Genomic DNA, 23,016 nt, shown 5'->3' on the forward strand with positions numbered 1-23,016 from the left:
TGCCTTTTATTTCTACGAGAAGAACAGTTTTGTCAGTACGAAGTTGAAAATCAAAATCAGGATCGAGGAGGAGACGACCGCATTCGTCGTCGCGCTACCGACGCCTTGTGCGCCGCGTCCTGAATTAAACCCGTGGTAGCAGCCCATCAGCGTCACAATAAAACCGAAAACCGAGGATTTAATCAGACCGGAGATCACATCCATCGATTCAAGATATTCCCATGTATTGCGCAGATAGTTCTCGGGCCCGAAATCCAGAGAATACACCCCGACGACATAGCCGCCGAAAACGCCGATCACATCGCCGATCAGCACCAGTGCGGGCAGGGTTAGCACACCTGCGACAAGGCGGGGGGCGATCAGATATTTATAGGGATTGGTGGACAGCGTTGTCAGCGCATCAATCTGCTCGGTCACGCGCATCGTGCCGATCTCTGCCGCAATCGCCGCACCGACACGGCCTGCCACCATTAATCCGGCCAGAACAGGCGCAAGCTCCCGCGTCATGGACAGAACCACGACCGTCGCAACAGCGCTTTCCGCATTAAAACGGGAAAATCCGGTATAGCTTTGCAGTGCCAGCACCATCCCCGTAAACAGGGCGGTCATGCCGACAACAGGCAGGGAATAATAGCCGATTTGTACCAGCTGCCTGAGCCAGAGCCGCAGATAGAACGGTGCGGCAAAGGAATGGTATGTTCCCTTACCGGCAAAAGAGGACAGACGCCCGACGGCGCTTAAAAACGCCATTGTCGTTTGTCCGACAGTCCTGAACGGTTTAAAAAGAGTTGCCAGCATACTGCTTCCCGTATTTTCTTCTGCTTGTTTTGTTTTGGCTCAATAGTTCTTTTTAAGGGGCTTCACTCTGTTTTTCCAGCGTTTTTTTTGAAAAACGGCAGATAAAAATTATATTTCATTATAGCGGCGCGGCGCAATCTTGCCGAGCCCTGTTAAAATCTCGTAACCGATGGTTCCCGCATCCGCCGCCAGCGCGTCTGCTGTCTGGTGACGCCCCAAGATTTCAACCCTATCGCCGCACTTGGTTTGCTCTGCTGCGGCGCTGATATCCACCGTGACAAGATCCATGGACACACGCCCGACAACCGGAGATTTGATCCCGTGGCAATAGACAAAGGCGTTGCCGTCCTGTTCACGGCTGCTGAAGCTGCGCAGATAACCATGCGCATAGCCCAGCGGAATGGTGGCGAGAATGGTCTCATCCTTTGCGCTGTGCCATGTCGCGCCGTAACCGACGGCATCGCCTTTTTTCAGCGTTTGAATCTGCAGGATCGGCGCGGTCAGAAAGAGGCAAGGCTGCATTTCCGGCTGGCGGGGGCTGACTTGCAGCCCGTAAAGCGCCGCACCGGGACGCACCAGATCGCAATGGAATTTCGGATCATAAAATATGCCTGCGGAATTGGCGAAGCAGCCGGGCAAATCGCGCAACTGCGTTTTGGCGTGATAGAAATTCTGCCACTGCACTTCATTCATCGCGTGATCGGGGGTGTCGGCGCAGGCCAGATGGCTCATCACATACAGAAAGCGGATGGCGGAAAAACCTGCACGTTGCTGCTGGAACTGCCGGAATTCTTCGGGCGAAAGGCCAAGACGGTGCATGCCCGTATCCACATGCAGAATTGCAGGCTGCAGACTATCCGTTTCCGCTGCGGCGCTTTGCCACAAATGCACCTCATGCAGCGTATTAAGAACGGGGATTAAATTATTATGAATATAGGGTTTTAATGCGCTAGATGTCTGTGCGCCGCCAAAGCCGTGCAGCACGGCAACCGGCCAGTCAGGGAAAGCCTGACGGAATTCCAGCGCCTCATCCAATGTGGCGACAAAAAAGAAGCGGCAGCCTTCCTGATGAAAAGCGCGGCTGCATTCCAGCATGCCAAGTCCGTAGGCATCATCTTTTACCACGGCGGCGGCGGTTGCTCCTTCGGCCAGATGGCTGCTGATGATGCGGTAATTCGCGGCAACGGCTTTCATATCTATGTTGAGAGAAAGGGCAGGATTCTCCGTCATCACGGCCTCCTAGCGGGACGAATCATGGACTGTGTCGAGATCCGAGAAACGGGTATATTGACCTTCAAAGAACAGCCTGACTGTGCCGATCGGACCATGACGCTGTTTGGCGACGATACATTCGGCAATATTGTGCATTTCCGTGCAGCGCGCCATCCAATCATCGTGGCGGTCATTGAATTTTTCATCGCTTTCTTCCGGCCGGCGGGCAGGCTGGTCCCGTTCCAGATAATATTCTTCACGGTAAAGGAACATGACGACATCGGCATCCTGCTCGATTGAGCCTGATTCGCGCAGATCGGAGAGCTGCGGGCGTTTATTTTCACGCGATTCGACCGCACGGCTTAACTGCGACAGGGCCACAACGGGCACATGCAGTTCTTTGGCAATCGCTTTCAGCCCGCGGGTGATTTCGGAAACTTCCTGTACGCGGTTGTCTCCGCCGCGCCCGCTGCCGGACAATAACTGCAGATAATCAATGATAATCAGACCGAGATTTTCCGTCCGTTTCAAACGTCGCGCCCGCGTGCGCACCGCGCTGATGGTCAGGGCAGGGGTGTCGTCAACAAAAAGCGGCACGGTCGAGAGCAACCGGCTGGCTTCGATAAATTTCTGGAAATCGCTATCCATCAAATCGCCGCGGCGGATTTTATCCGAGGGTACTTCGGCAATATCGGCAAGAATACGTGCCGCCAGCTGTTCGGCTGACATCTCAAGCGAGAAAACGGCGGCGACGGCGCCTTCCTGACCATTGGTCTCCAGATAGCGGCGGGCGGCGTTAAAGGCGATATTCACGCCCATCACGGTTTTCCCCATTGAAGGACGTCCGGCGACAATCAGCAGATCCGAATTGTGTAATCCGCCCAGCTTGGCATCAATATCGCTCAAACCCGTTGTCACACCGGTGATTTTACCCTGATTTTTATAGGCTTTTTCCGCCGATTTGATCGCCTCGGTCAAAGAGGTGGAAAATTTCACAAATCCGCCGCGCGCTTCACCTTCCGCTGCCAGATTGAAAAGCTGCTGCTCTGCCTGTTCGATCTGGGTGGAAGCGGGGAGGTCGATATTCGGGCTCATCGCCTGATCGGACACTTCTTCGCCAAGCGCAATCAAGGCGCGGCGCAGATGCAGTTCGTAAATCGTGCGGCCGTAATCCCAGACATTGACGACATTGACGACGTTCCGCGCCAGTTCCGCCAGATAATCGCCGCCGCCGACATGTTCCAGCTCTTCATCTTTGTGGAAATATTCCTTCAGCGTGACAGGGCTTGCTTCCTGTCCGCGATCGGTCATTTTGCCAATAACCTCATAAATGCGGCCATGGGCGGGATTGTAGAAATGTTCGGGATGCAGAAAGTCGCTGACTTTCTCAAGAGCGCTGTTATTAACCAGCAACGCGCCGAGCAATGCCTGCTCGGCCTCCATATTATGCGGCATGACGCGGTAACCGCCACTGGCTTGTTCGCCTGCGGGCCCCGTATCTCTTTCGCTTTCGATCGGTTGAATCTGTCCTGTCATAGCGAAGGAGAGTAACAAATCTTGGAAACAAACGAAAGAGTTTTGTCCGCCTTCGCAGTCGTGATAAACTGCTTTTTGAAAGGATTTGAAAACGCATGATCGTTCAATGCCCTGAATGTCATACAAAATACCGTCTGTCGGCCTATTTGCTGGGCCGCAAAGGGCGTGATGTGCGTTGCAGCAGCTGCCGTCATGTCTGGTTTCGTGCGGCGACAAAAGCCGAGCTTGATGCCGAGGCGGAGGAGGCCGTTCTGGTTTTCGAGGAAGCTGACCGTCACCTGACGGTGCAGGAACTGGAAGAAGAGATTGCCAGCCACCATGAGGATGAGCCGGAAGGGGCGGAAACTGATGAGGCCCCGCCGGAAGAGACGGAAGGCGCGAATGACAATGCCATGGAATGGCGCTTTATCGCCGCATCTTTTGCCGCATTTCTGTTTTTGACCCTGCTGATCGGCCTTGTCTTTCCCGAACGGGTTATCCAGCATTTTCCGCAGACATTCCCTGTGTACCGGGCCATAGGCTTTGTCGGTTTTCCGCTGGCATTGCAGGCAAAGGAAGCATCTTACCGGGAGGGGCCGGGGGGGCGGAACATGCTGTTCGTCGCGCTGGAAATGACGAATACGGCAGATGAGGAACAGATGGAGCCGCCCTTGGCTGTGACTCTGCTGGATCAGGACAGGCGCGTATTAAAAATATGGGAGGTCCCCGCGCGCGGACAGGCTGTTGCGCCCGAGAGCGCAAAGACGGAACTGAAATTTTCGCTGGCTGATGCACCGCCTGGCGGTAAAACCGTGGTGATCCGTCGCGATTTACATCATTTATACGGCATCCTTGATAAAAGCCGACCGGAAGAAAAGGCGGATAATCATGGCCACTGACGGTAAAGATGCGCGCATACTGGTGGTGGATGATGAGCCTTCGGTGCGGGAATTTGTCGAGCGCGCCTTGCGCCATTACGGCTATGACGTGACGTCAGCCGCCGATGGCAATGCCGCCATCGCCGCCTTGTCGGACGGCACGGTTTTTGACATGCTGCTGACCGATATTGTCATGCCCGATCTGGACGGTGTGGCGCTTGCGTTGAAGGTCGCCAATGACTGGCCGGACACCAAAATCGTGATGATGAGCGGCTATACCCAACAAAGGCAGCGCGCCCATAATCTGGAAGAGCTGGTCGAGGCCATTATCAGCAAACCGTTCAGTATCGAGGATTTATGCGAGCAGATTGATGATGTCCTCAGCGGAAAAAGCAAAAATCCCGCCTGACAAAGCCGAAAAAATGTGATATTCCTGCCTGACCTTATAAGGAAAACAGGCAAGCAGCAAAGAAGTGACGCCCGAAATCATGCAGCAGCAGGACAGTCAAAATCCGCAAACACATGCCGTTCCCCGCCATGTCGCCTTTATCATGGATGGTAACGGACGCTGGGCTAAAGCCCGCGGCCTGCCGCGCGTGGAAGGTCACCGCCGCGGTTCCAATGCTGCGCGCGATACGGTGAAGGCGGCGCATAAGCGCGGCATCCGCTATGTGACCTTTTTTGCCTTTTCGGCGGAAAACTGGTCCCGCCCCGCGGCGGAAGTCAAAGAACTGATGAATATGATGCGCCATTATCTGAAACATGATGTGGAAGAGCTGCAAAAATACAATGCCCGCCTGCATGTGATCGGTGACCGCACCCGTTTGCCGCAGGATATCGTGGCGGAAATCGAAAAATGGGAAGAAACCACCAAAGACAATAACGAGATTGATGTCATCATGGCACTTAGCTATGGCGGGCGGCAAGAGCTGATCCGTGCCGTTCATAATATTGCCCAAGCTGCGCAGCAAGGCGAAATATCTCTTGAAGAAATAGATGAGGAATTGATATCCAAACATCTGATGACAAAAGATATTCCTGATCCTGATCTTCTTATTCGTACCAGCGGTGAGCAGCGTATCAGTAACTTCCTGCTGTGGCAGATTGCCTATACGGAATTCTATTTCACCGAAACGGCCTGGCCGGATTTTGCGGAAAAGGAGCTGGATAAAGCCCTTGAATCCTATGCCGGACGCGACCGCCGCTATGGCGGGTTGCCTGATGCAGAGCCGCGTCAGGCTTCAGGGGGCTGATTTATCCATGAGCAGCCTTGCAAAACGCGTCATTTCAGCATGTGTCATGCTTCCCCTCGTTCTTGCCGCGATGTGGTATGGCGGTTGGGGATTTCTGATTTTTATCTTTGTGCTGACTGTGGCCGCTGTTTTTGAATGGGGGCGGATGGCACTGTCGGGAGATAAAAAAGCAAAGGATTTTGTTATTTTATCAGCGGGTTATCTGTACATTCTTTTTGCAGCCAGTGCGATGATTTTCCTGCGCCTGAAGAATGAAAACGGTTTTGCGCTGACTTTGCTGGTCTTTGGCATGATCTGGGCAACGGATATTTGCGCCTATTTCTCCGGAAAAACCATCGGCGGGCCGAAAATGGCACCGAAAATCAGCCCCAATAAAACATGGGCGGGGATGATCGGCGGTATGCTCGGTTCTGCCGGCGTGGCGGCACTGTTTACGCTGGATGCCTACAGACCCGCGGCTTTGGATGATTGGAGCCTGTTATGCATGTTAATTCTGGGCGCCTGTTTTGCCGTGATCGGGCAGGCGGGTGATTTACTGGTATCCGCGATGAAACGCAAATACGGCGTAAAGGATACCGGGCATTTGATTCCCGGACATGGCGGTGTGCTTGACAGGATTGACGCGCTGCTGCTGGCCGCACCTGTATTTTCGGCCATTTTGATCTTTGGGGGGTAACCATGCCGCAGCTACAGCAAAACAGGCGACCGGCAGCGCAACCCGTACCGGCACACAGAAAAATAACGGTTCTTGGTGCCACGGGCTCGGTCGGTACAAATACACTTGACCTACTGGCTTCCGATAAAGAGAGTTTCAGCATCTGCGCATTGACGGGCGGGGGCAATGCCGCGCTTTTGGCTGCGCAGGCGCGGCAATTCCGTCCGGATTTTGTCGCTCTGGCAGATGCCGGCGGATACGAAACATTGAAAGATGCGCTGGCAGGAACAGGTATTGCCTGCGGTGCAGGCGAAAATGCCGTGATGGAAGCCGCCGCGATGGCAGCGGATGTGACGGTTGCGGCGATTTCAGGATTTGCAGGGCTGAAACCGGCACTGGCGGCAATAGAGCAGGGCAATATTCTGGCACTGGCAAATAAAGAGTCCCTCGTTTGTGCGGGGGCCTATATGACCGTTGCGGCGCAAAAAGCCGGCTGCGATATTCTGCCGGTGGATAGCGAGCATAATGCGATTTTCCAGGTTCTGGACAGCAAGACTCCCGAAAGCGTCAAAAGGCTGATTTTAACGGCCTCCGGCGGGCCTTTCTTGCATAAGAGCCGCGCGGAAATTACAGATGTTACCCCCGCCGAAGCTGTGGCGCATCCGAACTGGTCAATGGGGGCGAAAATCTCCGTTGATAGCGCAACGATGATGAATAAAGCGCTGGAAGTCATTGAAGCGCATTATCTTTTTAATGTTCCGCAAGAAAAAATAGATGTGCTGATGCATCCGCAATCCATCGTCCATTCCATGGTTGAATATATTGACGGCTCTATTCTGGCGCAGCTGGGAGCCTCGGATATGCGTACGCCGATTGCCTATGCGCTGGCATGGCCGGAACGCATGACAACGACAGGGGAGAGCCTTGATTTGACAAAACCGCAAAATTTGGAATTTTTACCGCCCGATGTTGCGCGTTTCCCCGCATTGGCTCTGGTGCGGGAGGTTTTGCAGGCCGGCGGCGCAATGCCGACAGTGTTTAACAGTGCAAATGAAGTGGCCGTTGCCGCATTTTTGGATGGCGCAATCGGCTTTACCGCGATAGAGTCTCTTGTCTCCGCAGCTGTTGAAAATGCTGCAGGCCGGATTCCAAGCCCGGAAAATCTGGATGATATTTTCGCTGTAGACCAAGAAATCCGTGCCTTTACGCGTGAGCGGATTGCGCAGATGCCCAAAACACGGTTATAATAAAAGTATAAAGATACAACAGAAGAACAAGGATAAGAATCGCTATGGATATGCTGACAAACCTGCTGGAAACGCCTTACGCGTTTTTAAGAGATTACGGGGGACCGTTCGTTCTGGTCATTAGTATTCTTGTCTTTGTGCATGAATGGGGCCATTACATCATCGCCCGCTGGTGCGGTGTAAGGATCGAAAAATTTTCCATCGGCTTCGGACCGGAGATTTTCGGCTGGACCGACCGTCATGGTACGCGCTGGAAGTTCAGCTGGATTCCGCTTGGCGGCTATGTCCAGATGTTCGGCGATTCAGACCCTGCCAGCAGCCACCATGATGACGAAGTCTATGATGAAAACGGCAAAACCCGCAAAATGACCAAAGCGGAGAAGAAGGTCGCTTTCTATACGCAGGATCTCTGGAAACGCGCGGCGATTGTGTTCGCAGGCCCTGCGATTAACTATATTTTCGCGATTATTCTGCTGACCGGATTGTTTATGTTTCATGGCCAGCCTTACACGCCGCCGATTGCCGCAACACTGGTTGAGGGCGCACCGGCCGAGATCGCGGGCGTGCAGCCGGATGACAAGATCATCGCCTTGAATGGCGAGAAAATGCAGCGTTTTGAGGATCTGGTACGCGTGACATCCGTCAATCTTGATACGCCGATGGATGTGACATTGCTGCGCTCCAACGGTGACGGTACATGGAATGAAGACTCGCCGGTGACGCTGAAAATAACGCCGACCGTCTATGAAGTGGAAGATAATTTCGGCTTCCGTCACGAAATCGGGCGCATCGGTATTTTCAGCCCGACCGGGCAAAGCGGCCTTGAAAAGCACAATGTCTTTACGGCTTTTGGCGCATCGGTTTATGAAAGCTGGCGCTTGACCGCGCTGACGCTGAAAGGCGTGTGGCAAATGATCTCAGGCACAAGGAATGCCGAAGAGCTTGGCGGTATTTTGCGCATGGGTGCTTATGCGGGTGAATTCGCGCAGGCGGGAATTGTCTCATTCATTACCTTTGCCGCATTGCTGTCGATTAATCTGGGCTTGATCAATCTGTTCCCGATCCCGCTTTTGGATGGCGGCCACCTTGTTTTTTATGCCTTCGAGGCTGTGAAAGGCAAACCGCTTTCCGCCAAAGTGCAGGAATATGCGCTGAGAACGGGGCTGGTGATGGTGCTGGGGATTATGCTTTTCGCCACATGGAATGATTTATCGCAGCTCAAGTTCTTTGAATATATCGGAAGTTTTCTTTCTTCTTGACAATTCAAAGCGATAATGCTCTTTTTTAAGAAACGCCCTTATATGGCGAAGGGGGAGGAGCATGCATATTGTGTCAGGATTATCATCCGTAAAAACTGCCGTTATCACTGTTTTGGCTGTGTTTATCATAGCCGGATGTGCCGCGCAGGGGACACGTTATCTGAGTGTTGAGAAGATGACGCCGCCGGAAAATACTTATCAGCGCACATTATTTCAGCAATATCTGGATTTGGCACGTGAGCAGGCCGCACGCGCCGATTATGCGGATTCCGATGCCTTTGCCCGCCGCGCCGCCGCTGTTGTGGACGGTATGACCGTGCTGCCGGAAGAGATTTCCGCCCGTCAACTGCCGGAAAAAAGCGTCAAAGTACTGACATCCGCCCGCAAACGGCTGATGCGTGCCTTCGGCCATCCCGATGGCCGTGTGCGTGTGCCTTATGCCTTGGCGACGGCACAGACGCAGTTTGACTGCTGGATGGAATTGCAGGAAGAAGGTTACACGCCCGACGAGATTGCCGTCTGCCGCAATCACTTCTTTGCCGCGCTCAGCAGCGTAGAGTGCGATCTGTTTCCTTCTTTTGGCCGCAGAGAATGGGTGATTTATTTCGGCGATAAAAAGGACAATCTGGATGATGCCGCTTTCACAACTATCGCCGTTATTCAGCAATTGGCACAAATTTACGAAGACACGACATTCATCATCAACGCCCATGCAGACGATATGGCCGGAAACTATGACAGCAATCAGCAGCTATCGCAGCGACGCGCCGATACGGTGATTAATACGCTGGTTGACGGCGGTCTGCATGAAAACCGTATCGTAACCGTCAAAAGCTGGGGGAAAGGGCGTCCTGCAATCATGACCGAAGACGGTACTGCACGTCCGGAAAATGACCGCGTGACCGTGCTGATGGCCGATCCGATGGAATAATTTTCCATCAAACCGTTTTTTGCCCTTATTTTTATCAAAAACATGTAAAAAACCGCGGAAATCCGCGGTTTTCTTCACAGAATCTTTATCTTCGGGTGCTATACTGGAAAGATAAGTACCATTTCCAGAAGAAGGGCGCTCCAACATGCCGCATTTGCGCAAATTCCGCAATTGTTTCTGTGCTTTGCTGTTGCTTGCAATGGCATCGGTCAGTACGGTTGCGCGCGCAGAGGGAATGAAGGCTGCCAAAATCAATGATACGGCGTGGACGACGGAAGATGACAGCATTTCCGTTGTGTTTAAGCCCTGCCGTGAAAATGCGGAAATGCTGTGCGGTTATCTGAAAACGGCCTCACCGGAAGCGGTCAAGCGCTTTGGTCTTTCAGCGCCGCCGGAAAAGCTGGGCGGGTTGTGCATTATTGAAGGATTGCGCCCGGAAAGCGGCAGCCGGTTCAGCGGCGGACGTTTCGTCAATACGCAGGATGACAATGTGCGGGCGGCGCGTGTTTCTCTGCAACATGCCCCCGGGGCGAGCTTGAAGGTCGTCGCGGCGCGCTGGATCTTCTCGCGCACACTGCTCTTTAAACCCAATCCCTATTAAAAGCTTTTACGCTTATTTCAGAACGGTTTTTCCGGCGTAACGTGCGGAATGTCCGAGGCTTTCCTCAATGCGGATCAATTGGTTATATTTCGCTGTCCGGTCGGAACGGGCGAGGGATCCTGTCTTGATCTGTCCGGCATTGGTCGCGACAACCAGATCGGCAATAGTGCTGTCTTCCGTCTCACCTGATCTGTGCGAGACGACAACGCCGAAACCGGCGCGTTTTGCCGTTTCAATCGCCGCCATGGACTCGCTTAACGTGCCGCATTGATTGACTTTGACCAGAATGGCGTTTCCGGCCTTGGTATCAATACCCTGCTGCAGGCGTTTTACATTGGTGACATAGAGGTCATCCCCGACCAGCTGGACGGTTTTACCCAGCTGTGATGTAATATTTTCCCAGCCTTCCCAATCGTCTTCGGCCATGCCGTCCTCGATGGATTTGATCGGGTATTTTTTGCACAGGTCAACATAGTATTTCACCATTTCATCCGAAGACAGCTGCTTGCCTTCGATATGGTATTTGCCGTCATGATAGAATTCGGTAGAGGCGGGATCAAGCGCCAGCACGATATCTTCGCCCGGCTTATAACCCGCCTGTTCGATCGCGGCGGTAATCATATCCAGCGCTTCGACCGCTGATCCGATATTCGGAGCAAAACCGCCTTCATCGCCGACATTGGTGTTCAATCCGGCATCGGAGAGACGTTTTTTCAGCGCATGAAAGATTTCCGCGCCCATGCGTACGGCTTCGGCGACTGTCGGTGCCGCAACAGGCATAATCATAAATTCCTGAATATCGATCGGGTTATCGGCATGTGCGCCGCCATTGATGATATTCATCATCGGCACAGGCAGCAGATGCGCAAAATTACCGCCCAGATAGCGGTAAAGCGGCAGACCGTGATAATCGGCAGCCGCTTTTGCCACGGCAAGGCTGGTGCCTAAAATGGCGTTTGCGCCAAGGCGGCTTTTGTTTTCCGTCCCGTCCAGGGCAATCAGCGCCTGATCGATCGCCAGCTGGTTGACCGGATCCATACCGCAGATCGTATCGGCGATATGGGTGTTGACGGCCTCGACCGCCTGCAGCACGCCTTTGCCGCCATAGCGTTTTTTATCGCCGTCACGTTTTTCCACGGCTTCATGCGCGCCGGTTGATGCGCCTGACGGCACGGCGGCACGCCCGAAAGCGCCGCTATCCAGTAATACATCGACTTCCACCGTCGGATTACCGCGGCTGTCCAGAATTTCACGTCCTGTAATGCTGATAATTTGGCTCATAACATCCCTCTCTTAAAATAGCTGAAACCATCTGTTAGCAACATATCTCCGGAAGGGGGCAGGAAACAAGTCTATTTTTAGGGCTCGGCGGAAAAAAACAAAAAAGACTTAAGCATTTGTTTGCACTTTTAATGTTAATCTGGCTAAATAGAACTGTGGAGTGAATATACGCGTAGGAGCAATGATCACATGTTCAAGTCAAGTTTTTCCCGTTTTTTCAGCATGATCGGCATAGGCACTTGCCTGCTGGCAGCTGCCCCGACAGCCGCAAAAGCGGATGTTTACGTCTATACCGACCCCGATTACAAATACATGTTCTCGGTTCCCGATAGCTGGGCAATGACAACGCCGCGTACGCCGCATACGCGTGTGCGCTTTACAGGCCCCGTGCCGGATGATCTTGCTTATTGTGAAATTGCCGCCCAGCGGGACGGGCGTTTCCAGATTTATCCGAAACGCCATATGGGAACGGCTGTGAACGAGAATTTTGACGCGGCTTTCTGGACGGACGAGGTCCGCCGCCGTTTTGACAATCCGCATATTCTTCATGTCCGCTATCCGGCGGGAATCGATAAAGCCGATTCCTCGATGGCGCAACTCGCTTATGACTGGCCGGTTACGGAAAGAACGCCCTCTGCCGCAGGCAATGGCGATGAAGAGACAATCCGTATGCGCGGCATTATCCTGACAGGCGTTTACGGCGATACCCGCTATACGATGACATGCGGCGCACGTCTTGAAAAATACCACCGCTGGAGCAAGCTGTTCGGCAGTATCGTGTCCTCCGTTACATTGGATGACCGTTACAATATGTTCCCGACAGGTTATTACCGCGACTTCCTGAGTGATAAATACAAGAAAATCATTCCGCATCCGGGCCTCGGAACTTCCGTCCGGCGCTAACGGAAAAAAGATGTTCAAATTTTCTTATTGTGCAGATTTACTGCGCCGGAGCGATCCGGCGCAGTTTTCTCTGTGTTTGTTTACGCCCTTTCCCGGACGGGAAGGGCTGTTTAACCTTTATGCACTGCTGCATGAAATCCGGCGCATTCCGCATCAGGCAACAGATCCCGCTGCTGCACAAATCCGTTTGAAATGGTGGCATGACCGGATTGATGATCTTTACAACGAGACTGTTCCGGCAGGGCATCCTGTGCTGGAGGCTTTTCTCCTGACCAAGCCGCGGCAGGGAAAAGAGGCTTTGCAAAATTATATCATGGCCGTGCAGGAGATGCTTTTTACGGAAGATGCTCCAGCGCTGTTTCAAACGGCGGAAGAGTTGAAACGCCTGTCCGACAGGCTCGCCTGTTACATTCTCGATATTCCCGTTGACGAGCGTGCTGATCCGGCGGTCTTTGCGGCGGCAGATCTGTTGCTGGGGGTGACGCGCCGCCTTGCCGAACAGAAAGAACCTGAGCTGCCGCCGGAATTCTGGCAGGATAAAGATGCGGTCAGAAAAAAAATACAGGACGTAAAGCAATCCGCGGGCACCGCCCGCAATGCACAGAAAAAAATATCCCGCAGCAAAAAAGGGCGCGCGGTTTATTTGTCACAAGCGCTTGCCATGCAGCAATTGCAGCAAATCGAAAAAACGGGATATGATTTGCGGGATAACCGTTTGACGGCTTTGCCGCCTTTTAGCACATTACGCTTGCTGCTGCGGGTCGGATTAGGGCAATTTTAGCCGGATCAATGTAAAGCCGCTTTTTCAAGTTTTTGGAAATAGCTGTCCACACCGTCAAGAATGGCGGTAGCGATTTTTTGCTGATGCGCGGCGGAACTCAGTAATATGGCCTCGCCGCGGTTGCTGACAAAACCGGCTTCCAAAAGGACGGAAGGGGTATCGGGCGCTGTCAGCACAGCAAAACCGGCAGAGCGGTGCGGTCGGCCCAGCAGGCGAATCTTGCTTTTGCGGAACCCTTTTAGCAGCGTTTCCGCCAAGACATTGGAATGGTTCATCGTATCGCGCATCGCCAGATCAATCAGAATATTGGCGATATCCTTATCCTGCTGCGATAAGTCAATTCCGGCAATTCGCTCGGAAAAGTTGGCATTTTCGGCCAGTTTTGCGGTTTCCTTATCCGATGCCTGACGGGACAGCGTATAAAGAGAACTGCCGCGCACATCCCTGCGGCCGATCTTATCGGCATGGATGGAGATAAAAAGCTCTGCGCCTGCTTTACGGGCAATGCTGACGCGTTCGCGCAAGGGGACAAACACATCACGGTTGCGCGTCAAATGGACTTGATAACGTCCGGTACTCTCGAGTGTTTTTTTGATCTGCCGCGCCAGTGACAGCGTAATATGTTTCTCGTAAATCTTGCCGTTCACGGCACCGGGATCCTTGCCGCCGTGTCCGGGGTCAATCACGATCGTGTAACGCCGGATGACCGGTTTGCGGCTGGGCAGGGCGATGATCGCAATCTCCGCATGTTCTTCCGGCGGCGGATTATCGGCGATGATTTCTGCGATGCTTTCAGGGGGCGGTTCCGCAAGAGGCGTTGCGGGCGTCGCCTGCGGGCGCGGCGCCATTGCTTTTTCCATACCCGCATCAGCGGCCGGTGGTGAGGCGCGCAGTATAAAAGCCGTATTACCCCCCGTTTTCCGGCGTTGCCAGACGGCACCGATATTTTCAGAAAAAACCGCGGGAGAGGCATCAATCACATCCACGACAATCCGGGCGGGGAGGCCGTCCTTACCCGGCAGAAAAAAAGCCTGCTTGATCGTCAGGCGCTTTTTTAGCTCGAAAACAATGCGGCCGGTGCCTTCTTCGGGCGTGCCGAAACGAAAGGCTGATACGGGAGCACGGTTTTCCGGCTTGAAGGCATCCGTTTTGAAAGCTGCGCCGGGAATATCAAGGACAAGCCGTTTCGGGTCATCTAAAAAGAACGCGTCAAAATCGCTGTCCGCAGCCAGTTCGGTCACGATCCGGAAACTGGCGGGATCGGGTTTGCCAAAGCGGATGTTATCAACATCCACAGCCTGCGCGGTTGCGGGCATAAAACCCGTTAAAACCGCGCAGAAAGCGCAAAATACCAAGAATATGCCATATGTCCCCAAGTGTCGCATTTTTGCATTATAGGAGATATTTTGATTGTATCAAAGGCGGAATTCATGTATTCTGCCCGATAGGATTTAAGGCTGTCTCTTTTATCCGCGTCCCCCCGCCAACAGCAATGCAAGCAGGGTTCCGCGAAAGAGTTATATCTATAAAAGCGACAGTAAACAGGCCATATTTGAACATATGGCAAAAGTAAGTAGGTTCAGGCTGGCTGGAAACAGTGTTTTGAAAGTTTTTTCAAATGAACATCTCCGGCCCAGAAAGTTTTTAGGATTTTGCGTATCATGGTTCAACATCAACACCTTACAAGCGAACGGCGAATGCAGACGCAGACAAGGTGCCTTGCGAACATCATCGAACAGCAATATGTGCCGGAAAGGACAATTTCCGGGGCTTCCGCCAACTTTATGTCAAGCCTGAAAATGTAAATAACCGAAGCCTTTTAAAGAGTGTCTTTAAAGCCGGTTTCGCGTCTGCGGGAACATGTCCGTTCCGTAAAAGCAGGCGTACACATTATAAGGATTGACGCCCATGACAAGACGTATGCTGATAGATGCGACCCACAAAGAAGAAACGCGGGTCGCGATCGTTGCCGGCGATAACCGGCTGGAAGATTTTGATTACGAAAGCGCATCGCGCAAACAGCTCAAAGGAAATATTTATCTGGTGAAAGTAACGCGGGTTGAACCCTCGTTGCAGGCCGCTTTCGTCGATTTTGGCGGAAACCGTCACGGTTTTCTGCCGTTTCCCGAAATTCATCCCGATTATTACCGTATTCCGATTGAAGACCGTCAGGAACTTCTGGAAGAAGAAAAACGGATTACGGAAGAACATGCGGCGGAAATAGACGCCCAGGCCGAAGCGGAGGCCGAAGAGCAGGAACGCCGCGCCAGTAAAAAATCCGGCAAAAAAGGTGATGATAACGACCATGACGAGGAAACCGGCCGCGGCGTGCAAACCGTCGGCGGCGAGGATGACGAGGCCGAAGAGGAGGAGATCATCCCCTCGCAAATGAAAATCAATATCAAACGCCGCTATAAGATTCAGGAAGTGATTAAACGCGGTCAGGTGATGCTGATCCAGATCAACAAAGAAGAGCGCGGCAATAAAGGCGCGGCGGTATCCACCTATATCTCGCTGCCCGGACGTTACTGCGTGCTGATGCCTAATTCGCCGCGCGGCGGCGGAGTCAGCCGTAAGGTCGGTAATATGAAGGACCGCAAAAAACTGAAAAAGATTCTCGGCGATCTGGACATTCCGGAAGGCATGTCGGTTATTCTGCGGACGGCGGGAGTCGAGCGCAGCAAGGCCGAAATCAAACGCGATCTGGATTACCTGCTGAAGCTGTGGAACGATATCCGCGAATTGACACTGCAATCTACGGCGCCCGCAATGGTGCATGAGGAAGGCAATCTGATCAAGCGCGCCGTACGCGATTTGTACAAACGCGATCTGGATGAAATTCTGGTCGCGGGTGAAGAGGCCTATGAAACAGCGAAAAAGCTGATGAAATCCCTGATACCCAGCCATGCGCGCCGCGTAAAACTGGATAAGGAAGAAACACCGCTTTTCGCCCGTTACAATGTCGAACACCAGATTGATGAAACCTATGGCACGACTGTGCGTTTGCGCTCGGGCGGCTATCTTGTCATTAATCCGACAGAGGCGCTTGTCTCCATTGATATTAACTCCGGTAAAGCGACAAAAGGCCGCCATATCGAAGAAACCGCGCTGAAAACCAATCTTGAAGCCGCCGAAGAAATCGCACGCCAATTGCGTTTGCGCGATCTGGGTGGGCTGGTTGTGATTGACTTCATTGATATGGAAGAAAACCGCAACAACCGTACGGTCGAGCGTAAATTGAAAGAATCAATGCAAGGTGACCGCGCCCGCATCCAGATCAGCCGTATTTCGGCCTTTGGATTGCTGGAACTGTCGCGTCAGCGTTTGCGCCCGTCACTGGTGGAAAGCAACTTTATGACCTGTCCGCATTGCGCGGGCAGTGCCGTTGTCCGTACGGTGGAAAGTGCCTCTGTGATGGTTTTGCGCCATCTGGAAGAAGCATTGCTGCGCGGCAAACCGAAAGACATGGTTGTTCGTGTGACGCCGGATGTGGCCTTGTATCTACTGAACCAGAAACGCGCCCGTCTTTATGATCTTGAAACGCGTTACGGCATTAATGTCACGATCGAATCCGACCATGAAGTCGCATCGCATCAGGACTTTACGCTGGAGGTTATTGCAGCATCCGGTAAACGTCTTGAAGTGCAAATGCCGCAGCATGCGCCGTTGCCGCCGCCGCCGCAAAATGACCGGCAGCAAGGAAATAATAACCGCCGTGGTGACGGCGATTCCTCCTCTCAGGATGAAGAAGGCGGCGGACGTAAACGCAGCCGCGGCGGCCGTCGGGGAGGGCGTAGACGCCGTGGTGGCCGTGGTCGTGACAATGCGCAGCAGCAAAATGAAAACGGGCAGGAAGAGAACGTAAAAGAAGACAATAATAACCAGCCTGGCAAAGAAGCTGAAACCGCGCAAGACACGCCGGAAACAACGGAAAAGCCGCAGAAAAAAGCGCCGGCAAGACGCAGAAAACCCGCCGCCAAAAAAGCGGAGAGTGAAAACACTGCGGCAGAAGTAAAAGACGCACCGGAGTCCCAAACCGCAGACAAAGAAGCGGAGAAGGCACCGGCGGAAGAAAAGCCGAAAACAGCTGCCAAAGCGGCGCCGAAAAAACGTGCGCCGCGTAAAAAAGCCGCACCGAAACAGACAGCCGCTGAAAAGAAAGCCGATACGGAAGAGAAAGCCACCGGCAGCAATAACGATAATATCGTTGTACCGCTTGAAAAACCGGAAGCTGCCGCACCGGCAAAAGAGGAGGCGCAACAAGGCGATACGCCTCCTGAAAAAAAGAAAAAAGGCTGGTGGCAAAAGCTGAAGGAATAGCTGCGTCTCCCGCCAAGTAAAGACAAAATGAAAGCCGCTCCGGTTTGGGGCGGCTTTTTCGTGATAATCCTATACCGTTTTATCTGATTTTGTTAGTTATTAATTTTTATGGAAATAGCAGAAAGCGCAATAGGCTAGAAACAGGTAGGCCTTAAAGAAAAAGACGATCGCCCCCACATACGCGATACTACCGAGTAAATAAATTACGAAAACGATTGCTGTCTGGGCAACAAAGCTTTGGGCCGCTCTGTAAATATCACCGAACCCACCTATGAGTATCACATCAGGACTAACCATCAACCAAAACATGATGCCCATCAGTATGAAGTATCTACACACATCAGTTAAGGTGATATCTTGATATAATGTTTGTTTTTTTTTAGGCTGGCCGAAGTGTCTAATATAATTGTTCTGGCTGAAATCCATATTCCAACCAAACCAAAAGAAATAAAACGGCAAAGCCAATAGAAGCGGTAATACGCCAAAATTAAAACAATACTGAAAAGTCTCCAGCAGATTTTCATCAAAATCACTTTCCATTAAAAACGGGAATAGATGGTATTTGACGTGCCAAAAACTTATAACGAAAGCAATACCATTAAATGCGAGAGCCATTATCAGCATATGCACGCAAAGTTTATACGCCATGTAGACATCAGGTGACTTGATTTCAGATCGGGATAAATTCGCGGGGTAAGCGATCTCATCCAACAGAGTGCCTGTAAGTTGCCGCTCTTCTTCGGGAGGCAAAGTTAATATTTTGCTACACAGTTTGTAAATCAAAGTTTTTTTGCTCAAAATTAATCAATGAAGCCAGTATTATATAATTATAGCCCATAATTTCTTTATTCTAGCCCCATTGCAGACTTAATAAAGAAAAAACACCCCGGACATTCTTGCCCGGGGTGCTTTTTTCTCGTCGTCTATATATGTTGCCTTTATTTATTACCTTTTATAGGTCTTATCTAAGGCGCAACAGTTCCTCTGTCATCTGGTCGGTTGTCGAGATCACCCGCGTATTTGCGGAATAAGCCCGCTGCGTGACGATCATCTTGGAAAATTCTTCCGCGATATCGACATTGGAGGCTTCCAGTGCGCCGCCTTCAACATCACCCGCGCCGCCCGTTCCGGCTTCGCGGAGGTTGAAGCCGCCGGAGATATCCGATTCACGGAAAGCCGTTCCGGTGACTTCCTGCAAGCCGTTCGGGTTCGGGAAAGTTGCCAGCGGCAGTTTGTAAACCTGGCGGCTTTGGCCGTTGCTGAACTGGATGGAGACGATGCCTTCGTCATCAATGCTGACACCGGAACGCAAGCCCAGCTCCGACCCGTTCTGCTGTGCAAAGCGCACATCATAAGGGCTGGAGAATTGCGTCATTGTTGCAATATCCAGATCAATATCCTGCAAGGCCGAACCGTTTCCAAAATCGATCCCCGTCATCGACAGCAGTACCTCGCCATTTGCATCCGGCGTCGCGTTTAGCTGACCGGCACCGTCGAAATTGATGGAACCGCTGGTCAGGGTCAACCCGCCCGGTGTCTGGATTTCCACATGCCACCAGCCTTCGGTATTCGGTGTGGTGGCCGTCGCAGCCAGAGCCGTCGGCGCAGCAGGAGCGGCTGTTGCACCGATGGCGCCTGCAAGGCCAAGCCCGTCAGTCAGCGGTGTACCTGCGCCCTCAGCCAGCGTCAGCGTATCACCGATATTGCGGGCTTTGATCTGCAGCTGTCCGTTGGCATCCAATGTTGCGAAGGCGACAGGGTTACCGCCGACATCCGTAATGCTGTTGATATCGGACAGCAGTTTGGCCAGATTTCCATCCAGAGTGATTGTGACCGGACCGGTGGCGCCAACGGTAATGTCAAACTGATCGGTTGCCAGAATGTTGGGGTCGTTGGACAAGTCACCGGCAATGGCGGTCAGGTCAACGGTGCCTGTGACATTCGCTGTGGGTGTTATATGTTTCTGCATATTGATAACCAGATCCTGCGGTGTGCCGAGGCTGTCAAAGACCCTGATGCTGCGGGAGAAGTCAGGCGTGAAGCCCGGTGCCACCGGATAGGCTGACTGCGTTTCGGTCGCATCAAGGTTAACGCCAAGCGCTGCCTGCGTGGTCGGGTTGGCAACGCTGCCGACCGAGGCAACATCGACCGGAACCAGCGAGGTAATATTTGCCTGACCGGCGGGCAAAGCGCCGTTCTGATCCAGCGGCCAGCCCATCAGGAAAAAGCCGGAAGAGTTTTGCAAAATGCCGTTTTCATCTTCTGAAAAAGACCCTGCGCGGGTAAAGAGCGTTTCGCCTGTTGCCGCAAGCGAGTCCTGCACCACGAAAAAGCCGTTGCCGGAAATCGCCACATCGGTTGTCGAGTTGCTTTGTTGCAGAATACCCTGCTGATCGACCCGTGCCGTTTGCACTGCGCGTACCGAGCCCGGCGTATAAGCCGTTGAGCGGCCCGTCGTTGTCACAAGGCTGGAAAACAGCGCATCGGTCCGCTTGTAACCGGTGGTGCTGACATTGGCGATATTGTTCGAGATCATCGAGATTGACTGCCCTTGTGCCGCCAGTCCCGAAACTGCTGTAAATAACGATCCGAAAATACTCATTTTTACTCTCCTTCTTCTGATGTTCTAATGCTTTGTTATCCGTTTAAATTGATGTGCCGGGCTGCGTTGCTTTCCGCACATCGGTAATCGAGACTTTTTCACCGCCCGCAACAATCAGGATGACATCTCCGTTCACACCGGATTCAATCCCTGTCACACGGCTGGGAACGGTTGTCGTCACGTCCACCGGCTTGCCTTCCGCATCCGTAGAGGTAACGCTGATACGGTATTTTCCTGCGGGCAGGGGCGTTCCGTCAGGTGCAAGGCCGTTCCATGTATAGTCATGTTTGCCGAATTCGCTTTCCCCCGAGACACTTAGAACCGTGTCGCCATCCTCGTTCAGGATGTTGATCTGCGTGCTGACGGCATTCTCGCCGACGGCATAGCCCAGCGTTGTGGCATTCTCGCCATCAAACATGAAATTTTCGCCCAGTCTTTCAACGTCAAGACCGATAAAGCCCAAGCCGATACTGGTAATGTTCAAGACATTCAGCGCCAGCATCTGTTCCATCATTTCATTGGCTTTGATCTGCTGTTCCACGCCTGAAAAGGCAACCAGCTGATTGGTAAATTCCGCAGAATCCATCGGATCCAGCGGGTCCTGATTTTGCAGCTGTGTTGTCAAAAGCAACAGAAACTGGTCAAAATCCTTATTCAGGGTCGCAGCATCGGCTTTTGCGGCTGATGCCGCCGCTGCCCCTGCTGTTGCTCCGCTTACACTGTCCACCATACTCTCATCTCCTTTTTTTATATAAGTATGTTTACGCTGTCCTTTTTCAGGACATAGTCATTTGCATGCGCGGCGTTCATCATGCCTGCGGCCTGTTCTGCCGCCGTCATGTCACCGTCTTCTCCCTGCATGTAAAAATGGAATTTCTGTCCGCTGTCACGCTCCGCCTCCGCTTTTTCAAACTGATCCTGCCCGGAGGCGAGGTCAAAGCTGAGGGCGTTATCGCCAAGGTCGATACCGGCCTCTTTCAGGGCTTTTTCCAGCGCCTGTGAATCCTTGCTGAGCATCTGATAGGTTTCCGGTTTTTCCACCAGCAGATGCGCCTTCATCGCGCCTTCTTTCCCGAAGATCATTGTCACGGCAACACGCCCCATGGCGGCAGGCTCCAATTGCAGGGTCATTTGCTGGATACGGTCCGCCGCATTGCGCTGCATCGTCAAAAAGACCTTATGCATGGCAGGAGACTGAAAACTTCCGGCAGCCTTTGCCGTGGCGAATTGCGGTAGGCCGGATTGCTGTGCGAGTTTGCCGTCCTGCCCCAGCAAAGATTGGCCATCGGGACCTGCCTGCGTTCCTGCGCCTTGTTGCGGGAAGCCGCCATCAGGGCTGTCACCCGCAAAGCCGCTGCCGTCACCAAAAGCGTTCGTGCCTGTCTGCCCTGCATTGGCGGCTTGCTGCTGTGCTGGTGTTTGTTGTTGTACCTGCTGCTGTTGCGGCTGTGCCTGTTGTTGCGCATTTATTTGCTGCGCCGGAGCGGGGCGGGGCTGTTCTTTTGCCGCATCACCGTCTTTTGCTTGAACCGCCTGCTGTGTTTGCGGGGTTTGCTGTTCCTCTTGCGCCAACAGCAAAGCCGCAGGCTGTGACAACTGGATACCTGTCGGAGGTGTTTGTGCCGCCGGTGTTTGGGGGCGGGCGTTCTGTGCCTGCAGTAATTGCGCCAATGCGGCAACAATCTGTCCCTGAGGATCGTTTGCGGCAATATTTTCCAGTCCCAGCCCCTCTGTCTCGATCCCAAGGGAGAGCAGGATCTCTTTCAAAGCATCCGTATCGCCGGCCTGTGCTTGTTCCAGCAGGGCAGGATCAATCTCCGTGCCTTGTGCCAGCTTTTCCAGCAAGGCTTCAATGGCTGTACCTTTAACATCCGTGTCTTTGACAACAATGTCTTGTGCTGTGTCCTGAGGATGCTCCGGTTTTGCCGTCTCGGCTGTTTTGGCGGCTTGCTCCGTTTTGACCGGAGGTTCTTCTTTCTGCCGCGGCGTTTCGGTCAGGGCGGCAGTAAATTCCTTTTTATTGCAGGCAGCGTTTTCCGCACATGCCTCTCCCTTCCGACCGGCGCCGAAATTCTGCGGCGCTCTGGCCTGCGGGGGAAGGTTAATGATGCTGTCTACTGCGGTCATTGTCTCTGTCCTGTTTCAACTGATCCGCCATGTAAAAATACGCATGACGGTTTTTTCCACAGAAATACTCTGCAAGCAGCGTGCCAGTTTATTTAAGATATTGATTAATAATGATATTTATTTCGGGATGGAGAGGGAAAACCGCCGAAAAGATGACTTTCCAGCAAAAAGGCAAAAATGCGCCAAAGACTCTTCCACCGCGGGCGGCAAAAGATTCCGCATCTTTTCGATAAGACTCGGATTTAGGGATTTTAGTGACGAGGCGGCAACCGTTCTTCGACACGGCGCACATTGCTGCGCGGACGTGATGTTTCTCCCCGTTTTTCCACGGTTTCACGGTCACGGGCGCGTAAAAAGACCAAAGCCTTGTTCAAAGAAACACCTGCTTTCAGCTTTAGTTCTGCCCGGTCTGTTATGCCGTAGCGACTGCTGACATTCGTTTTCATGGCACTAATATGGAGGTAAAGGTCATATTGGTTATCTTTCACGCGTTTTGCGTAATACTGGCAATAATAGCTCTCCTTTTCAAAGGCCGCGACTTTGCGTCCGCAACGTGCATTCAGCTCTTTTGCTTCCATGTAATCCGGCAAGGCCGTGATTTTACGCGGATAGTCGCTGTTTTCGTTAAAAAGGTCTTTAATAAAGCCGAACAT

Annotated in this window: 21 protein-coding genes; 11 read left to right on the forward strand and 10 right to left on the reverse strand. The window is 52.7% G+C overall.

Features of this window, described 5'->3' with window-relative positions:
- Positions 1-12 precede the first annotated feature (12 nt).
- The 3 genes from HND56_06175 to HND56_06185 all read right to left on the reverse strand — a co-directional run bounded on the left by HND56_06175 (position 13) and on the right by HND56_06185 (position 3,546).
- The gene (locus HND56_06175) at positions 13-798 is read right to left on the reverse strand and encodes an ABC transporter permease (protein QKK05294.1); all 786 of its coding nucleotides are present in this window, start codon (positions 796-798) and stop codon (positions 13-15) included.
- Between the two features lie 108 nt (positions 799-906).
- Complete coding sequence (gene alr / locus HND56_06180; protein ID QKK05295.1) at positions 907-2,028, reverse strand: alanine racemase; 1,122 nt, start codon at positions 2,026-2,028, stop codon at positions 907-909.
- 9 nt (positions 2,029-2,037) lie between these two features.
- Entirely contained in the window at positions 2,038-3,546 is a 1,509-nt protein-coding gene (locus HND56_06185) for a replicative DNA helicase (protein ID QKK05296.1), read from the reverse strand.
- A gap of 95 nt (positions 3,547-3,641) precedes the next feature.
- Here HND56_06185 and HND56_06190 point away from each other — a divergent pair, with 95 nt between their 5' ends.
- The 8 genes from HND56_06190 (at position 3,642) to HND56_06225 (ending at position 10,349) form a co-directional block, all read left to right on the forward strand.
- Positions 3,642-4,424 carry a hypothetical protein gene (locus tag HND56_06190; GenBank protein QKK05297.1) on the forward strand — a complete coding sequence of 261 codons (783 nt, stop codon included), beginning with the start codon at positions 3,642-3,644 and terminating at the stop codon, positions 4,422-4,424.
- Entirely contained in the window at positions 4,414-4,812 is a 399-nt protein-coding gene (locus HND56_06195; protein QKK05298.1) for a response regulator, read from the forward strand. Before HND56_06190 ends, HND56_06195 begins: the two co-directional genes overlap by 11 nt.
- 79 nt (positions 4,813-4,891) lie before the next feature.
- Positions 4,892-5,656 carry an isoprenyl transferase gene (locus tag HND56_06200; GenBank protein ID QKK06579.1) on the forward strand — a complete coding sequence of 255 codons (765 nt, stop codon included), beginning with the start codon at positions 4,892-4,894 and terminating at the stop codon, positions 5,654-5,656.
- A 7-nt stretch (positions 5,657-5,663) separates the two neighbouring features.
- A complete protein-coding gene (locus tag HND56_06205; protein QKK05299.1) occupies positions 5,664-6,332 on the forward strand; it encodes a phosphatidate cytidylyltransferase in 669 nt (222 codons plus the stop codon).
- Between the two features lie 2 nt (positions 6,333-6,334).
- Positions 6,335-7,558: a 1-deoxy-D-xylulose-5-phosphate reductoisomerase gene (locus HND56_06210; protein QKK05300.1), complete on the forward strand. Its 1,224-nt coding sequence runs from the start codon at positions 6,335-6,337 to the stop codon at positions 7,556-7,558.
- Between the two features lie 50 nt (positions 7,559-7,608).
- The gene (gene rseP / locus HND56_06215) at positions 7,609-8,817 is read left to right on the forward strand and encodes an RIP metalloprotease RseP (GenBank protein ID QKK06580.1); all 1,209 of its coding nucleotides are present in this window, start codon (positions 7,609-7,611) and stop codon (positions 8,815-8,817) included.
- Between the two features lie 61 nt (positions 8,818-8,878).
- Positions 8,879-9,748 carry an OmpA family protein gene (locus HND56_06220; protein QKK05301.1) on the forward strand — a complete coding sequence of 290 codons (870 nt, stop codon included), beginning with the start codon at positions 8,879-8,881 and terminating at the stop codon, positions 9,746-9,748.
- A gap of 145 nt (positions 9,749-9,893) precedes the next feature.
- Positions 9,894-10,349, forward strand: coding sequence for a hypothetical protein (locus HND56_06225; protein QKK05302.1), 456 nt, complete (start codon positions 9,894-9,896; stop codon positions 10,347-10,349).
- 12 nt (positions 10,350-10,361) lie between these two features.
- On the opposite strand, the gene eno is transcribed toward HND56_06225, so the two are convergent.
- On the reverse strand, positions 10,362-11,630 hold the full coding sequence (eno, locus tag HND56_06230) for a phosphopyruvate hydratase (protein QKK05303.1): 1,269 nt from the start codon (positions 11,628-11,630) through the stop codon (positions 10,362-10,364).
- A 189-nt stretch (positions 11,631-11,819) separates the two neighbouring features.
- Between eno and HND56_06235 the strand changes: the two genes are divergently transcribed.
- Together HND56_06235 and HND56_06240 are read left to right on the forward strand one after the other, a co-directional pair.
- Positions 11,820-12,533, forward strand: a complete 714-nt coding sequence (locus HND56_06235) for a hypothetical protein (GenBank protein ID QKK05304.1) — start codon at positions 11,820-11,822, stop codon at positions 12,531-12,533.
- 10 nt (positions 12,534-12,543) lie between these two features.
- A complete protein-coding gene (locus tag HND56_06240) occupies positions 12,544-13,314 on the forward strand; it encodes a squalene/phytoene synthase family protein (protein QKK05305.1) in 771 nt (256 codons plus the stop codon).
- A gap of 5 nt (positions 13,315-13,319) precedes the next feature.
- Here the strand turns inward: HND56_06240 and HND56_06245 are convergent, their stop codons facing one another.
- Entirely contained in the window at positions 13,320-14,630 is a 1,311-nt protein-coding gene (locus tag HND56_06245) for an AMIN domain-containing protein (protein QKK05306.1), read from the reverse strand.
- Positions 14,631-15,222: 592 nt separating this feature from the next.
- Between HND56_06245 and HND56_06250 the strand changes: the two genes are divergently transcribed.
- Positions 15,223-17,634 carry an Rne/Rng family ribonuclease gene (locus tag HND56_06250; GenBank protein QKK05307.1) on the forward strand — a complete coding sequence of 804 codons (2,412 nt, stop codon included), beginning with the start codon at positions 15,223-15,225 and terminating at the stop codon, positions 17,632-17,634.
- 99 nt (positions 17,635-17,733) lie between these two features.
- On the opposite strand, the gene HND56_06255 is transcribed toward HND56_06250, so the two are convergent.
- The 5 genes from HND56_06255 to HND56_06275 form a co-directional block, all read right to left on the reverse strand.
- Positions 17,734-18,345: a hypothetical protein gene (locus tag HND56_06255; GenBank protein QKK05308.1), complete on the reverse strand. Its 612-nt coding sequence runs from the start codon at positions 18,343-18,345 to the stop codon at positions 17,734-17,736.
- A gap of 250 nt (positions 18,346-18,595) precedes the next feature.
- On the reverse strand, positions 18,596-20,236 hold the full coding sequence (locus HND56_06260) for a flagellar hook protein FlgE (protein ID QKK05309.1): 1,641 nt from the start codon (positions 20,234-20,236) through the stop codon (positions 18,596-18,598).
- A gap of 43 nt (positions 20,237-20,279) precedes the next feature.
- Positions 20,280-20,966 (reverse strand): flagellar hook capping family protein, encoded by a 687-nt coding sequence (locus HND56_06265; protein QKK05310.1) that lies wholly within the window; start codon positions 20,964-20,966, stop codon positions 20,280-20,282.
- Positions 20,967-20,983: 17 nt separating this feature from the next.
- Entirely contained in the window at positions 20,984-22,363 is a 1,380-nt protein-coding gene (locus HND56_06270; GenBank protein ID QKK05311.1) for a flagellar hook-length control protein FliK, read from the reverse strand.
- A 251-nt stretch (positions 22,364-22,614) separates the two neighbouring features.
- Positions 22,615-23,016, reverse strand: coding sequence for a hypothetical protein (locus tag HND56_06275; GenBank protein QKK05312.1), 402 nt, complete (start codon positions 23,014-23,016; stop codon positions 22,615-22,617).

The sequence above is a fragment of the Pseudomonadota bacterium genome, assembly GCA_013285465.1.
Taxonomy (GTDB): domain Bacteria; phylum Pseudomonadota; class Alphaproteobacteria; order Micavibrionales; family CSBR16-224; genus CSBR16-224.